At 42.5% G+C, this 15411-nt stretch carries 12 protein-coding genes; 8 read left to right on the top strand and 4 right to left on the bottom strand.

Annotated features, from left to right (window positions below):
- Window positions 1-517 precede the first annotated feature (517 nt).
- The gene (locus L4D19_RS21885) at window positions 518-2230 is read left to right on the top strand and encodes a L,D-transpeptidase family protein (RefSeq protein ID WP_428454240.1); all 1713 of its coding nucleotides are present in this window, start codon (window positions 518-520) and stop codon (window positions 2228-2230) included.
- 88 nt (window positions 2231-2318) lie between these two features.
- On the opposite strand, the gene L4D19_RS21880 is transcribed toward L4D19_RS21885, so the two are convergent.
- The gene (locus L4D19_RS21880; protein WP_428454239.1) at window positions 2319-3266 is read right to left on the bottom strand and encodes a TerC family protein; all 948 of its coding nucleotides are present in this window, start codon (window positions 3264-3266) and stop codon (window positions 2319-2321) included.
- Between the two features lie 574 nt (window positions 3267-3840).
- Here L4D19_RS21880 and L4D19_RS21875 point away from each other — a divergent pair.
- From L4D19_RS21875 to L4D19_RS21860, 4 genes are all read left to right on the top strand, one after another.
- Window positions 3841-5820: a methyl-accepting chemotaxis protein gene (locus L4D19_RS21875; protein WP_428454238.1), complete on the top strand. Its 1980-nt coding sequence runs from the start codon at window positions 3841-3843 to the stop codon at window positions 5818-5820.
- 246 nt (window positions 5821-6066) lie between these two features.
- A complete protein-coding gene (locus tag L4D19_RS21870) occupies window positions 6067-6225 on the top strand; it encodes a hypothetical protein (RefSeq protein ID WP_160654743.1) in 159 nt (52 codons plus the stop codon).
- Window positions 6226-6607: 382 nt separating this feature from the next.
- Complete coding sequence (gene glgC / locus L4D19_RS21865) at window positions 6608-7828, top strand: glucose-1-phosphate adenylyltransferase (protein ID WP_428454237.1); 1221 nt, start codon at window positions 6608-6610, stop codon at window positions 7826-7828.
- A gap of 412 nt (window positions 7829-8240) precedes the next feature.
- A complete protein-coding gene (locus L4D19_RS21860) occupies window positions 8241-8645 on the top strand; it encodes a hypothetical protein (RefSeq protein ID WP_075767333.1) in 405 nt (134 codons plus the stop codon).
- A gap of 69 nt (window positions 8646-8714) precedes the next feature.
- Here the strand turns inward: L4D19_RS21860 and L4D19_RS21855 are convergent, their stop codons facing one another.
- Together L4D19_RS21855 and L4D19_RS21850 are read right to left on the bottom strand one after the other, a co-directional pair.
- Complete coding sequence (locus tag L4D19_RS21855) at window positions 8715-10121, bottom strand: basic amino acid/polyamine antiporter (RefSeq protein ID WP_428454236.1); 1407 nt, start codon at window positions 10119-10121, stop codon at window positions 8715-8717.
- 197 nt (window positions 10122-10318) lie between these two features.
- Window positions 10319-10792, bottom strand: a complete 474-nt coding sequence (locus L4D19_RS21850) for a cell division inhibitor SulA (protein WP_428454235.1) — start codon at window positions 10790-10792, stop codon at window positions 10319-10321.
- A 668-nt stretch (window positions 10793-11460) separates the two neighbouring features.
- On the opposite strand from L4D19_RS21850, the gene L4D19_RS21845 reads away from it, so the two are divergent.
- On the top strand, window positions 11461-12033 hold the full coding sequence (locus tag L4D19_RS21845; protein WP_428454234.1) for a hypothetical protein: 573 nt from the start codon (window positions 11461-11463) through the stop codon (window positions 12031-12033).
- 336 nt (window positions 12034-12369) lie between these two features.
- Window positions 12370-13032, top strand: a complete 663-nt coding sequence (locus tag L4D19_RS21840) for a hypothetical protein (protein ID WP_428454233.1) — start codon at window positions 12370-12372, stop codon at window positions 13030-13032.
- 174 nt (window positions 13033-13206) lie between these two features.
- Here the strand turns inward: L4D19_RS21840 and L4D19_RS21835 are convergent, their stop codons facing one another.
- Window positions 13207-14466: a PDDEXK-like family protein gene (locus tag L4D19_RS21835; protein WP_428454232.1), complete on the bottom strand. Its 1260-nt coding sequence runs from the start codon at window positions 14464-14466 to the stop codon at window positions 13207-13209.
- Window positions 14467-14629: 163 nt separating this feature from the next.
- Between L4D19_RS21835 and L4D19_RS21830 the strand changes: the two genes are divergently transcribed.
- Window positions 14630-15409: a hypothetical protein gene (locus tag L4D19_RS21830; protein ID WP_428454231.1), complete on the top strand. Its 780-nt coding sequence runs from the start codon at window positions 14630-14632 to the stop codon at window positions 15407-15409.
- Window positions 15410-15411 lie beyond the last annotated feature (2 nt).

The raw sequence follows: 15411 nt of genomic DNA, 5'->3' as shown, positions 1-15411 counted from the left end.
TACCACACTACCGTTTTTGAGTTATTTCCTGAAGTGAAAGTCTGAAAAGTTTGTTTTTGCAAAATGGAAATCCGCGTTCAATGGTCACAAATTAACTTATACCCAAGCTACCTCGTACTGGTTGTTATTTTTTAAATGAACAGGGAAAAATAAATAAAAAATCTGTGTCATATAAACCGTATTTAATACTAATGAGCCTTTTTGTAACAGAAATGAATGGCAATAATTAGTTAAAAATTACTATTGGTCATATGAGTAATAATAAAATAGTGCTAGTAATCAAAGTAAATCAATAAAGTCGTCTTTCATGGTAAATTATTGATATTTAATAGAAATAATTATTAATCTCGAAGGTGGGAACACTATAAACTTGTCATGATGTGATTTTATTGACTAAATTTTAACATACAGGCTAATTATATAGGATGTCGTAATTAGACTGGTGATATAAATGATTAAAGCAATCATGGACTGAGAGCATTAAGCGCATTCTTCCTTAAACTAAGGACTGTATATAATGTTCAAAATGATTCGGACAGCTCGACTTGGATTTAGCTTGCTTTCCCTTATGATGGTAACCAGCCCAGTGGTGATGGCCGTTCAAAGCCAAGCAGGCGAAAGTCTAACCGGTCAAACTCAGGCTTCTCGCAGTCAGTTAGATTGGCAGCTGCTTAATAAGTACGAATTAACCAGTCAAAATCAGCTATGTCGGGATTCCATCCAGTCTAATCATTATGCCTACAACGTCTGCTTCCCTGCTGCTGTTGCAACAATCTATGAGGAAAATGACTACTTTCCAATTTGGGCAGACGACGCATCACGTCAAGAACTCTTGGTTCAGTTAAAGTCATTGGTTTATGCCGACCTGGTTCCGGGGCTGGATAAGCGTCTTTACGAACTTGAAAGTCTTGCTCAACGCCGTGAACTACGAAGCTTTGATCTTCTTGCCACGGATTCTCTGTTGATCTATCAGGCAATCATTGCCCAGATACAAGCTAACCCTGGTTTGCTGTTCAAGCACCATTACTTAACGGTTCCTACGGGCATATCTATTGAGCGACATCATTCACTATCTGCTGCATCGATAAAGGGTGAGCTCAATCGTCTTCGTCCTCAAATCAAGCGCTTCGAACGCTCGGTTGCACTTGCTGAGCGGCTTCGTAGCCAGACTCCTCACCAATTGAATTTCACCGGGAACAAGCGTTTGATCAAAGAGGATCAACCCATCATTCAAGGTCATTTGTTGCTTGATGTGCTCTATAGCTATGGCGATATTAGCCAAATTGATTATGAGGTACTGAGTGATCATGAGGAGGTCAGGAATACAGGAGAGGTCACCTATGCTATTAAAGCGTTCCAGCGTCGGAATGGGCTCGAAGATGATGGTGTTATCGGTCCGGCGACAGCGAGACAGCTTGCCTTGCCTTATTCAGAGGTTGCCCGGGTAATTGCCTTGAATTTACAGCGAAGCCGTTTCGGAACCAAAGCGGCGGACAAGCCGTTAATTCAAGTTAATATACCGGACTATATGTTAAGGATGACTCAGCAAGACCAGGTGCTTTTCGAATCCAAGGTGATCGTAGGCAGAACAAGTCGGCCAACATATTTGTTTTCATCCTCGCTTAATACCATGGTCGTTAACCCTTACTGGAATGTGCCCACGACCATTAAGCAGGAAGATGTCATTCCGAAGGTGAAAGAATCAGTCAATTACCTGGCTGAGAAGAACTTAAAGATAGTCAAAAGCTGGCGAGATCGCAGCGTTATCTTGCCAGAGCAGATCGAGTGGAGCACGGTGGATCCTGAAACCTTCCCCTACGAGTTTCAGCAAGGGCCAGGACCGGCCAATGCATTGGGAAAGGTGAAATTTCTGATGCCTAATGACTACTCCGTGTTTTTGCATGATACGCCCGCACGAAGCCTGTTTAACAAGAAAAGGCGCAATTTTAGTTCCGGTTGCGTAAGAGTAGAGAAAGCCGATGAACTGGCAGAGTTAATCTTGCAGCATCAACGTCGTGAAGGAATTGCGCCTTACCACCAGATGGTTAGCGATGAACAACAAGACACGGTGAGTCTGGCACGAAGGGTAAATGTTGACTTCATGTATCTGACAGCCTGGGTTGATGAAAATGAGCAGCTCCAGTTACGTGAGGATATTTATGGCTATGATCGTCCCGGAGAGAAGAGTGTCGAGCCGCAATATATCACCTTGAAAGACTTCAGGTATTAGTTAGCCTGAGTTGACCAGGGAAAAGTAAGGAAAAAGCCTGACCCCTTATTGAGTTCAGGCTTTATTGTGTGCCCTAGCTAGTCTCTTATTACGAAGCCGTCGCGGTTCGTGTTTTCCATAGCGAGCCAATTATCGCTGTTGATATTGTCAGAATGATGACAAACAACGAAACAGGTGTTGGGATAGCCCAGCTTGTTTCCATCAACAGCATTTTGATACCAATAAAGCTGAGGATGAAAGCAAGCGCCGGACGCAGGTAACAAAACCGTGTCAGCATACCTTCTAGAACAAAGTACAATGAACGCAGGCCGAGCAGGGCAAACACGTTTGCAGTTAATACCAGAAATGGCTCCTTGGTTACCGCAAAGATCGCCGGGATCGAATCCAGAGCAAACATAACATCTGTCAGTGCAATAACGGCGATAACAATCATTAGCGGTGTCGCTATCCAACCTTTGTTATCCCTGACAAGGATTTTCGTACCCTGATAGTTATCACTTACCCGGAAGCATTTCTTAACCAGCCTAACTGGTGCCGAATCCGAGAAGTCTTCTTGCTCGTCGTCATCTTCGCGCCATAATTTATAGCCCGTATATAGCAGGAATGCAGCAAACACATAGAGTACCCAGTGGAACTGGGTTAATAGCTCGGCACCGACTGCAATCATGATCCCGCGAAGGATTAGTGCGCCGACCACGCCAAGCATCAGTACCCGGGGACGAATCGCTTCAGGGACGGCAAACTGACCGAAGATCAGGGCAAATACGAACAGGTTGTCGACACTGAGCGACTTTTCCAATAGATAGCCTGTCAGAAAAGCCGTTGCAGCCTCACTGTTGGTATAACTACTGTTTGGGGCCATTTGCTGCCAATACAGATAGAGCACAACATTAAAGGCCAAAGCGAGTGCAACCCAGAATAGGCTCCAGATAGCGGCCTTTTTGATAGTGACCTTACCGCCACGGGTTTGGTACAAGTCCAGCGCCAGCATGATGACAGTTAGAACAGCGAACCCTTCATAGCTAAAAAGGCTCATGGTTTTCTCCTTCCGAATGCGCGCGGAAGGATCGGGTGACGTAAGAAAAGCCTGACCTTCCGCGCATTACAACACAGCACAAGTGTGCATAAATAATGGCGTTGGTCTCGTCAGAATGGTGCTAAATGTCATGAAATAACAAGCAAATCCATTCTCGACTGCCGGAAGCATGATGCTTCGGGATGACGACAGGCGAACAATTGGTGACTACTCCCCAAACAGGGGCATTTTATGAGAACTTCGGTGTGAGCGCTATCATTATTTCTCCTCTATCACACGTTTTCTTAGCGGCAGAAAGAACAAACTGAATGTGCATAGGAAAGCATTCCAATGCGTCAGGAAAAGCTGATAAATAACTGTGACATTATTGTTCGTGATGTTGATCATAATTTCAATAAATAAGCACTCATTCTTATTCGGATAGCTAATTGGTATTTATGGATTTACTGTTAGTATTCTTTGTAATTGTTAGGGGATTAATAATTACATATCTTCAACCTTTTCCCTAACAATTATACGCGGCATGCTCCTTAGATGTTTTTCGGCTATTTATTTTGAAGGTGAAGGCTTAGAAATGGCAAGTTTATCTCTTGTTAAGAAAATAATAACGGGTGTTTCGTTGTTGGTCTTACTCATTGCATCAATTGGTACCTGGATGGCGGTGAATAAAATTTCAGACTTAACACAAACAAATATTCGCAACGGGCTGGCGACACAAGTGAGTGAGAAAGCTCAGTTTGCAAAAGGTTATATCCTTAAATATCAAGCTATTGTAGATACATTTCTTAATGGTCCAGATTTGCAGAATTTTATTGAGCAAAGAAATGACCATGAAGAATTATTGGATTCAAAGGAATACAGTTCAATCTTGAAATACATAAACAGGATGAATGAAGTTGACTCTAATTTATTCAGCTTGTTTTTCTCTTTGGATAAAACGGGAGAGTATTTTGATTCCTCTGGGCGATATTTTGATCCAAGTGTTGATTTAAAACAGCGGCCATGGTGGAAAACAACGCTAAATAATAAAGGTCCCTGGTTGACAACGGCGATCGATGTGCGAAACGGTAATCTAAATGGTGCTATTTATATGCCTATTTATGATGAGTCAGGTGAATTAAAATTCATTGGTGGTGCCGATATAAAGATTACCGCTTTGCAAAAAGCCCTGTTGGATGAAACGCGTTATTTAGGTCAAGGAACGCCTTTCCTGTTTAACGGAAATGGCGATGTGCTGCTTTTCTCCGGTATGGACACAGAGCAAATTAAGGAACTCACGTTAGAAAAGCTTGATCGAGAAAATGCAGGGTTCTCACAGTTGCGCCTGGCTGAACACAATACGTCCACCTGGTTCTCGGAAGTCGAGTGGCAGGGACACAAGCAGCTGGTGGCCATTCAGGATATTGCTCTTGACTACCCGAAAATGGACTGGAAACTTGCTCTGATGGTGCCTATGTCTATGGTCGAAGAACCGGTCAGTGCCGCCAGAATGCAAGCAATTATATTCGCAGTATTGGGCGTAGTGGTGCTGGCGGGTGCGTTGGGCTTGTTCTGCATGAAATCTTTGGCTCCACTGAATCAAGCGGCGATGGCTATGCGGGATATAGCTCATGGTGACGGTGACTTAACCCAGCGTCTGAGCATGGAGCGTGAAGATGAAATTGGCCGCGTTGCTGTGGCATTTAATGATTTTGCCAGCAAGATCCAAGGTTTGATTAAACATAGCCGTGAATTAGCCGGTCATGTAGAGCAGAACAGTCGCGGGATGGAACAGACTATCAAGGCAACCAATGATGCTGTTCAGGTGCAAAAAGATGAGTTGGACCAGATTGCTACCGCCGCTACTGAAATGGGGCACGCCGTTCGTGAGATTTCCGCAAACGCCGAGCAAACGCGTACCATGACCCAAGATGCTGAAGGGCTGGTCTCTACAAGCCATAGCACAGTGCTGTCGGCTATCAGGAATGTAGAACTGTTGTCGGAAGAGATCTTCAATGCCGAAGAACTCGTACTGAATCTTCGTCATGACGCTGATCAAATTGGTCAGGTTCTAGGTGTTATCAGTGATATTGCCGACCAGACGAATTTGCTGGCGTTGAACGCGGCGATTGAGGCGGCCCGTGCGGGTGAATATGGCCGGGGTTTTGCCGTTGTTGCCGATGAGGTACGCAGCCTTGCCAGCAAGACGCAGCAGTCGACGGTTGATATTCGGAAAATCATCGAGCAATTGCAGTCTAATACTCAAAACGTGGCTTCTGTGATGGGGCGTAATCGAACTCAGGCTGAGCAGACAACCACGGAGTCACGAAACGTCGGTGAGGTACTGGATCAAATTATGAGCGCCATTTCAAACATCCAGGCACAGACAGAGCAAATTGCCTGCGCGACCTCCGAACAGACCGAAGTGGTCCAGGAAATCGGTCGCAATGTGAATCGTGTTAATGATATGGCCGATGAAACCAGTGCCCAGATGGAGGTTGCCGTGAGTGAAACTCAGCAGCTTAATCATAATAACGGTGAGCTACAGAAGGCGATAAACCAATTCAAGGTGTAGGTTACTTGTTCCTCTGCGTATAGAAAACCTATAAACGGAAAGCCCGTGACTGTCATCGTTGCGGGTTTTTATCTTTCTGGGAAAGGTGTTTTAAACTGGCAAAATTTCAAATTGATACAATACTTAACCGATACTGAATGCTAGTTTTTTAATCAGTGCAAAAAAAGATTCTTGAATAGATAGCCGCGTTTTGATCCATTCAAATTGATATTGTCATAATGAGCCTAATTTCATAGGGAATAGATTATGGAAAGAAAAATGCTGATTCGGAATATTTCTTATATGGAGCGCGAGCTATCTCAAATGAAAAAGGAGCTGGCATCGCTTGATGCAAGGTGGGAGCAGCAGGAGAAAGGTGACTACCGGCATATTGAAGATGATGTAATGTCGGATGACCGACGATAGAGCTCAGCACAGGTTGAATTAACGTAAAGGGGATGGTCAAAGCCATCCCCTTTGCTTGTGAGGAACAAGTCAGCAGCCTGGTGAGCGGTGAACGTCCATAAGCGCCACGGTACCAATACCAACTCAAATTCAGCCTCTGGATCATCATGATGCAAAGAGCTTTGCTCTATCTTACTCAACTCATAGCGCTCCAATTAAGTGCAATGCACTATTGTCATCCCAGTAATGGTGCAAAGTAATAACGTGCTTGTTTGCCGTGTATCCGCCATAAACGGAACTGGAGCAGGAGGGGAGAAAGGTTGTGGTTAAGTCGAGGAGGATTCAAATACTGGCTTGATCCTTGCTGATAATGTTTCAAGCCAAACTAAAAAGGGGATATCCGATGAAAGATGAGACCATAACAGTTATTCTGGCTGGTGGAGAAGGGAAACGCTTGTCACCGCTTACAGATAATCACGCAAAACCTGCGGTACCTTTTGGCGGTAAGTATCGGATTATCGACTTTACCCTGGCGAACTGTCTGCATTCGGGGCTAAGGCAGATTCTGGTTCTGACACAATACAAGTCCCATTCACTTCAAAAACACCTCCGTGATGGTTGGTCAATTTTCAATCCTGAGCTGGGTGAGTATATTACTGCAGTGCCGCCACAGATGCGCACCGGTGATAGCTGGTATCAGGGGACAGCCGATGCTATTTACCAGAACTTGTACTTGCTTTCGCGAAGTGCTGCCAAGTATGTTGTTGTGCTCTCCGGTGATCATATCTATCGCATGGACTATGCCCCAATGCTGAAGCACCATAAAGAATCAGGCGCCGAGCTGACAGTCGCCTGTATGGAAGTACCCAAAGAAGAGGCGAGTGCTTTCGGCGTGATGGCGGTGGATGAACAATACCAGGTAACACAGTTTTCCGAGAAACCTGAGACTCCGGCAGCCATTCCTAATAAACCGGATTCCAGCCTAGTTTCTATGGGGATTTATATCTTTTCGATTGATGCTCTGATCAGTACGTTAGAGAGTGATGCTATCAACCCGCATTCTAGTCATGATTTTGGTAAAGATATCATTCCGGGGCTAATCGACAATCAAAGTGTCTTTGCATATCAGTTTGGTGGGGAAGAGGGACGTGTAAGCCAGGACGCCTACTGGCGTGATGTCGGCACTATAGATGCGTATTATCAATCAAATATGGATCTGCTAAAGGTACAGCCTCCATTGCAGTTGTATCAGCAAGACTGGCCGATCCGCACTTACGAGCCTCAGCTACCTCCGGCACGTACCGTTTCATCGGCGGCTGGTAACGAGGGTATTTTTATTAATTCGATTATCTCTAGTGGCGTCGTTATATCCGGCGGTTCAGCACAAAATTCAATATTATTTCCAAAGGTTACAATCGAAAATTCAGCAGTGGTGATAAACAGTATTTTATTTGAAGGCGTTACCATTGGGGCTGACTCACACCTTGAAAATTGTATTATAGACAAAAATGTTAATATTCCTCCAGGTACCATAATTGGTGTAAATAAAAAGCAAGATAAAGAACGATTTCACGTGTCAGAAAATGGTGTGGTTGTTATTTCTGCGCCTCAACAATTTTCCTAGATAACACAACTATATGGATGCTTGCAGGGAATAAACTCTTGTTAGCATCAAATTATATTAAGCAAAGTAATAATAGACAGAACATTAATTGTTAATCATATGTTTTGTCTGTGTTGCTTTGTTTGTGCTTGTTATGCGGTTTCGCGAAAGAAAGTGAAGAAAATTGTAGGTTAGGTCAATATTTCAGCAACGTGAAGCATGTGTTTTGAAAGTTTTGTTGATGTTAATCAATTGTTTGATAGGTATTTTAATATTGGTTTTTAGGCTATAAAAGTAAGATCAGACGCAAATTTTGAAAAATAAACAATTCCTCAGAAACAAGTTAGTCGTATAGTTGAATACGGTTACAAGTAGATGCCAATCGTCACACTGAGTCGTAACAACAGTGGTTATGTTTCTTTTAAGGATGATTATGGAAACATCAGTTGAAATCTCAAAAAATAGTAACGTCGTGTTTGATTACACATCGTTTTTATCTGCATCTTGTAAACATAGGATGACTTTTAGTGATGCATTAAAGGCGTTAATTCCGGCATTTGAAATTTCATGGACATCTTCATTGCCAAAAGAATTAACCGAGTCAGAAAAATTACAGATGCAGGCATTAAAAGTGCTGTCAACCAATACCAGTGATTCGAATAATTTGATCCGTTTGCTGCGCTTGGCACGAGCTGAACAGATTGATGAATTATTGATTACTTTGCCGTATGCCCTGGAAAGTGAGCAGCTTGATCAGATTGAAAGCAGAGCCAGTTGTAGGATTACCATGGCGTCTGATAACGGTGAGGAACTGAGAGTCCACATGGTTGAGCCTTAAATGCCGAGTCGTTTGAAATCCAATAAAAAGCCAGCTGTTAAGCTGGCTTTTTTCTTGATTGGTGATAACTCAGATCATTCCCTGCCATAGCATGCCCACTGCAAGGCATGCTGCGACGGTCAGGAGGCTGGCTGCTGCTTTCTCAGAGCCGACAAAGATATCTGTGTTTTGTTCTCGCTTAGCCTTGATATAGAAATATAATCCAGGCAAGTACAGCAACGCGGACAGTAGCAGGTAGTTCAGGCCAGACGCGTAGAGTAACCAAATACCGTAAAGGCTTGCACCCAAACCGACCCAAAACAGTGAGCCTCGATCCTTGCGCTCGATAGCCAGTTTCAGCGTATAGGCACCAACGAGGAAGTAAGGAACCAGAATCATTTCAGATGCGATTGCCAGCAGCATATCGTAGGTACTACCCGCAAAAACAACAAAAAACAATGAAATCTGAACGCAGCCGTTTGTCAGCAGCAGGGCATTCACCGGGCTGCCGGCTTTGTTTTGCCGGGCTAGGCTTTTCGGGAACATGTTGTCTTTTGCGCCCAGGTAAGGGGCTTCAGAAGCCAATACTGTCCAGCTCAAGAAGGCGCCACAAACAGAAATCAATAGCCCACAGCCAATGATGACTGAACCCCAGGGGCCTAAAATTTCTGTCAGTACTCGCGCCATGGACGGGTTCTGATAGGTAGCCAGCTGTTCGGTACTGATCACGCCCATAGAAAGCAATGTTACCAGCACATAGATAGTAAGGGCGGTCAGTAAACCTAATATTGTTGCACGGCCAATATCTTTGCGGCTCTTAGCTCGGCCTGAAACAACAACCGCACCCTCGATACCGATAAATACCCACACTGTTATGAGCATGGTGCTTTTAACCTGAGACAGCAAATCATGCTGCTCGCCAAAATGCATGCCGGTGAAGTCAAAAACAAAGGTATCCCATTGGAAGGCAATCAGAGCACAGAAAATGAAAAGAAATAGCGGGATCAGTTTGGCTATGGTTGTGATCATATTGATCGCCGCGGCTGTTTGGACACCGCGTTGTACGAGAGCGTGAACTACCCACAGCAGCACAGATGCTCCAGCGACGGCTAGCCAGGTATTGCCATCACCGAATAATATCATGTCTGGCTGGTCAAACAGCATTCCGAGCGTACTGAATACAATGACTAGGTAGGAGACATTGGCAAGCATGGCGCTCAACCAGTAACCCCATGCTGAACAAAAGCCAATGAAGTCACCGAAACCGGCTTGAGCATAGCCAAATACGCCACTTTCTATTTCTGGTTTAAGTCTGGATAAATGTTGAAAGGAGAGTGCGAGAAAAATCATTCCGATTCCCGTGATTGTCCATCCAATCATCACGGCAGCAGGGCTGGCCACGTTGGCCATATTTTGGGGAAGGCTGAAGACTCCGGCTCCAATCATTGAACCGATAACGAGCGCTGTTAATGCACCCAACCCTAGTTTCTTTTCCATTTTATAGATCCGGTTTAAATGACTAACATTTTGTACGTGCTAGGCATTTTATTATGCTTTTACTTCTTATTGCACAAGAATTGCGACGCACATTGTGCAAAATGTAGTTAAAAGCACTGTTTTTTGTACTGGATCAAAAAAGCCACCAATAATAATTATTTAGTGGCTCCTTACTGGTTGGATTTTGCACAGGTTAACTAATGTATGGTCACTTTAGATTTGCTGTGGCGATTGATGACAAAAGCATAAGATGAACCAACTTCTGCTGCATGACGGATGTCCTCGCACTCGAAATCTTCAACATCACCTGTTGCAATAACAGCACTGCAATTTCCTGTATGTAGTGCCTTTTCCATCAATGCCTGATCAGACAATCCTTTTTTATTTTTTAACAGCAGCACTTTGTTCAAATCGACACCAGCGCTTTGAAGCAGGTTTTTGTCAAGCATGGCTTCATCACCGATAAACATGATCCAACGGCTTTGTTGACTGGCCTGCTTCAAAATACGGAGGAAGTAGGCCAGTTGGGTCTGTTTTTCATCAGAGAAGCAAACCTCTATAGGACACTTAACCGGTTGGACAAGCGTTGGTGAACTAGTAAGGGTTGCAAAAGAAGATTTATAGACTTGTGATGCAGAAACCGATTGTAGGTTGTCAAATAGTGCTGTCATTGTTCGTCATCCTTACTAGTGGTTATTTATACATGCTGTATGTCTATACAGTAGTTTTATTCAGACAGGGTTGCAAGCACTTTTTGTCGTTAAAGTCGCAATCAATGGATAAGAAAGTTTCGCCCTAAGACTGGTTTTTAATATAAGTCACTGTTTATTAATGAATATTAGCACTAGCTCAAATTGAGTAGGTGTCTAAGTGAAAATGGGCCGGTTATGTATTGAGTTGAAAATATTGAGGTATGTCACACTAATGACAGTGGTTTATACAGTGGTTTATACAGTGGTTTATACAGTGGTAATTGGTTTTATATCTGTTACGGGGCGCTTGTCTATGCTTGCAGTAAGCAGAGGGTGTCAAACATCACAATTGCTGACTGATAATTCGGCTTTTTTGACTGATAAATTAGACTCAAATCAAGTTGCATATTGAGACTATTGGTATTATTAACATACTTATTTTTAGCATGAATGCGTGGTAAGCAGTTGGCAATAGCCGAGTGATGTCATTTGGAGTGCAGGACTCTTGTGAATACCAGAGTGATTTTGATATCGCATTATATTTACGGAACGTCGTTATGTATGTACTGCAGCATGTTTAGATTGAGAAAAACACAAGCACTAATAGTTAGTGTTCGCTCAATGATCAATAACAAGGAGTTTTTTAGGTGGAAAAAGCAAGAATGAATGTTGGTATTCCTGAAGGAATGACCATTAATTCGGGCTATGATGGACTAACAATTGAGCGTAGGTGGTATACAAGTAAAACGTTATTTTATGCGGGATTTGCGGTTATTTGGAATGCTTTTCTGTTTAATTGGTACAGAGAGTTTCCGGGATTTGACGCGTTGACTGAAGATAATATAATTACTTATCTATTTCCTGTGGGTCATGTGGCAGTTGGCGTTGGCTTAATATATTACGTTGTTGCAGGTTTTTTGAACAAAACAACTGTTACTGTTAGCCACAGTAATGTTGAGTCGAAAATATCACCAATACCTTTTGGTTTAAAAAAAGTTATACCAGCACCTTCAATTGAGCAGGTTTACTGTAAAGAGGTGACGAAAAGCTCTAAGAACGGTGAGAGTGTGACATTTGAGGTCAGAGTAATACAAAAGGACCGTAAGAATACGTGTTTAGTCTCAGGGCTGGAGACAAGTGAACAAGCGCTTTTTTTAGAGCACGAGATAGAGTCATACCTTGGAATAAAAGATGTAAGTGTAAAAGGTGAATTGGGATAATCACAGAAATGGAGCAAGTGTCGGATTATTATCCGGCACCTATCTAGAGTTATTTAGGATTTATAGTTTTAATATCAACTAACTCTTCTCTCTTTAAGTAAATATGTAGAGTAGGATAAATTATTCAGTTTGCTGGTGACCAAACTATAACTCTATTTTTTGTCTTTATCTTATCACTATTAATCCCTCCTTTGTAAAATCACTTGTGTAATAATGTGTAATGGTTTTTTGTCGCAGACTGTTTATTATTTTCATAAGCAATGATATTTGACGGCGAATCAATTTGCTTTTTATATCAATATGTTGATGGTCTTACAAAATACTAAGGTGTACATAATGAGCAGAATATCAAAGATGGAAAAGTCGGAGATTTTAAATAATATAGGTGTCTCTGAAGGCTATAAGTCAACGACGCAAGATACACTTTATTCTAGCGTAATTTCAAGTGCTAAGTTTGGTGAGAAAGCTGACGATGATTATGGGCATGGTATTAGTGTTATTGGTGTGATTGCCAATATATCGGCAAAGCACTTTTTGACAAGAATTGCGATGAAGCATCAATCAGGCAAGGCTTGGTCGGATAGTGCGTGTATTCCGCCTAATCCTGAAATGGCACCACTACAAACCACACCTTTTTTTCATGCTAAGTCGGACGGAGCAGCTACGGGCACGCGTGGAGGGTTTACATATCAAGTTGAAGATGCTGAGGGTTATATAAAAGGCTATGTTCATATCGCGTGGGAAAACCCATATAGTTCTAAGTTTGTAACTGCAATTATTGTATCAAAAGATGACGACGATAGTTTGTCGAAAGCTATGAAGCACTGTGCAAATAATAGTGATCCGTTACTAGATGTTAAAGGTGGTCGCCAGGAGCTCAAACATGGCCTAAAACAAATTATAAATGTTTCAACTTATGCTAAAAATGGTTACGCTGCACAATTTTTAGTTGGGGTAAAACTATCCGATCTTGTTAAGAAAGTATTGGATGAAATATAGCATTACAATAAAGCTTTGATGATGGCATAGTGAAGATTTATATGCGCTAATTATCATTTTGCTTTTATATATCAAATACCTCGGTAGTTAAGTTGGTAAAATAGCTGGCAGTCATTGAATAAGCAAGTTGATTGTCAGCTATAATTTACTACCTTTAGTTAAATTGAGGCAATTTTATGCTTGCTTTGAAAATTGCTCTTCAATCTTCAACAGATGGCAAACGATACTCTCGACGAGCTTTTGCACTTCATACTCGTTGGTCAGAGAAAGCAGTACAGGATCGGTATCAAAAGCGTCTCCAAATTCTGCGAACTTAACGATGGGTTGTGTTGTTTGCTCATCATTGTAGTAACAGGTAATCCAGTCATCTTTCTTGCTGTTAACAGCGTTTCCAGTAGGGAGGAGAGGAGCGATATCGTTTTTGATGTCGCGTCTGCTGACAGCATTTCCATGTTCGTCACAAACACGCAGCCCATAATGAACCCAGCTATATAGATTGATATACATGTATACGTTCATATCGGCGTATTGCCCAACAGGGTACTTGAGTCCGATATTTTTGTTACCTTTGCTATTTTGATAGTAGTTCTTCGATATATCCTTTATCGATTTACCACCATAGACTGCTACGATTTTTTCCTGACTCTCCAAGGCTTGCTTGAGCGTTGTCCAGAAACGCTCCTGAAGCATTATCTTACTTTTTACAATTGCATGTTCGATGGCAAGAGCTGCTTGTAAGTCATTAGGGTTTGATGCCAGTTGTTTAGCCAATTCCATCTTAAATTCCTGTCGTTGCCCGGTTAATTTCTCAATGAGAAGTTTGTATTGAACTAATGCTTCCCTAAGGACTGGCTTCATTGCCGCCTCTTTAATACAAGCCGTGAGCCAGTCGACGATGTGGCTGCTAAATGCAATAAGCTCATATTGTTTATCAGTAAGGCTATTGAGGCTGCCTGTACTTGGTTGAGTACCGAAGAGGGTGAGATAATAAAGACGCACTTCTTTATTGGTTGCTCTTTTCTTTAGCTCTAGAAAGTAGTCATACAATTGGTTGTGTTGATCGGCAGCATCAATCTTCATCTCAATGCCAATCATTGAGTCTGCTGACTCAATGGTAAAGTCAATTCTGCGGCCTTCATCAGTACCGTCTTCACGTTTTACCGTGTACATACCACGCTGATTGTCTAGAGAGAGGGCATCTGTGATAAACAATTCCAGAAAAGTTGTCCCCATTCCGTGGCGCCCATGAGGGTTGAGTAACTCATAGATAAATCTCGAATGGGTTTCAACTTCTTTTCGTTCCATTTTTAATATACTGAAGATATTAAAACGCTCTCCTTGCTGATTAGAAAATGCTCGATGTTGTTCAAGCAATAGGTGAGTGCGATGCAGTAGATTGGTTTTGTTAATTGGGCTGTTAGCGTTGTTCTGCAAGTTCGGAAGTTCCTTTTTGTTTACATAACAGGCAGGTGTCAGTTCTTGTGAGCTTCATTGAATGGTTGCCCATGCTGGTAGATTTTATGCCTGAACATTTAATAGAGTCTTTGTCGTGCATCACAAAGTTACAGGTGCGAGCTTTAGAGTATAAGGGTGAGGAATGGACTTGAATGAGAAACAATCAAAATTGCTGAAAGAAGTGAAATGTTTGCTTAAGGATATTGATGGTGAATTACACTTTTGCTTGCCTCATTCCTCCAAGCGAACTGATATTCGGGATATGCTGGAATGGCTGGAGACCGGCGAGCCTGTCGGCAGCTTTGAGGTTCTGTACGATAATGAACAAGAAAGTGAGAACACAGAGGGTGCAGATAATAGAGAAGGGTTTTGGAGCTCTCCGCTAGAGAGTATCTTGGATCAACCTGACATGGTGACTCAGACTATGCTGAAGCTGGATCAGCATCATGGTGAAGAGTTGATTTACGAGCCCTTAATCTGCGAAGTGGGCAAGCCTTTTTACTTCACTCTCCCCAAACATCGGTGCCAGGGCGAATTCGAAGCCTTTGTGATTCTGTTCTGCCATTATCTCAGGTATATGGAGGAATTGAGCTGGGAGGAGATACGTCCTGAAACTGTAGATAATTTGATTGACGACAAGCTTATCTATTCAGTGGCAATGTGCTGCGAAAGTATCGTTCCGGCAGAAGCTGTAAAGAGTGAAACTCATTGGCATATAAACGTTGCATTAGACGATATTTTAATAAACTCTGGCAACCCAGATGTTGGGATCATACATAATGGAATAAGGCTTGAGATTGATGAAAATTATGAGCCTCCCATTAGTCCCTTAATCCATAATGCTCTTCAGCTCGAGCTGGACAATGATAACCCGTTGTTCTTTTTCGAGACCGAGAATGAATATGTGCTTTTTGGGAGTTAACG

The organism is Photobacterium kasasachensis, assembly GCF_050336885.1.
GTDB lineage: Bacteria > Pseudomonadota > Gammaproteobacteria > Enterobacterales > Vibrionaceae > Photobacterium > Photobacterium kasasachensis.
This window is presented reverse-complemented; position numbering and strand designations above follow the sequence as displayed.

What these genes read in the sequence shown, in the direction of transcription:
- L4D19_RS21885 (WP_428454240.1), top strand. Translation starts at nt 518, where the DNA reads ATGTTCAAAATGATTCGGACAGCTCGACTTGGATTTAGCTTGCTTTCC.
- L4D19_RS21880 (WP_428454239.1), bottom strand. Translation starts at nt 3,266, where the DNA reads ATGAGCCTTTTTAGCTATGAAGGGTTCGCTGTTCTAACTGTCATCATG.
- L4D19_RS21875 (WP_428454238.1), top strand. Translation starts at nt 3,841, where the DNA reads ATGGCAAGTTTATCTCTTGTTAAGAAAATAATAACGGGTGTTTCGTTG.
- L4D19_RS21870 (WP_160654743.1), top strand. Translation starts at nt 6,067, where the DNA reads ATGGAAAGAAAAATGCTGATTCGGAATATTTCTTATATGGAGCGCGAG.
- glgC (WP_428454237.1), top strand. Translation starts at nt 6,608, where the DNA reads ATGAAAGATGAGACCATAACAGTTATTCTGGCTGGTGGAGAAGGGAAA.
- L4D19_RS21860 (WP_075767333.1), top strand. Translation starts at nt 8,241, where the DNA reads ATGGAAACATCAGTTGAAATCTCAAAAAATAGTAACGTCGTGTTTGAT.
- L4D19_RS21855 (WP_428454236.1), bottom strand. Translation starts at nt 10,121, where the DNA reads ATGGAAAAGAAACTAGGGTTGGGTGCATTAACAGCGCTCGTTATCGGT.
- L4D19_RS21850 (WP_428454235.1), bottom strand. Translation starts at nt 10,792, where the DNA reads ATGACAGCACTATTTGACAACCTACAATCGGTTTCTGCATCACAAGTC.
- L4D19_RS21840 (WP_428454233.1), top strand. Translation starts at nt 12,370, where the DNA reads ATGAGCAGAATATCAAAGATGGAAAAGTCGGAGATTTTAAATAATATA.
- L4D19_RS21830 (WP_428454231.1), top strand. Translation starts at nt 14,630, where the DNA reads ATGGACTTGAATGAGAAACAATCAAAATTGCTGAAAGAAGTGAAATGT.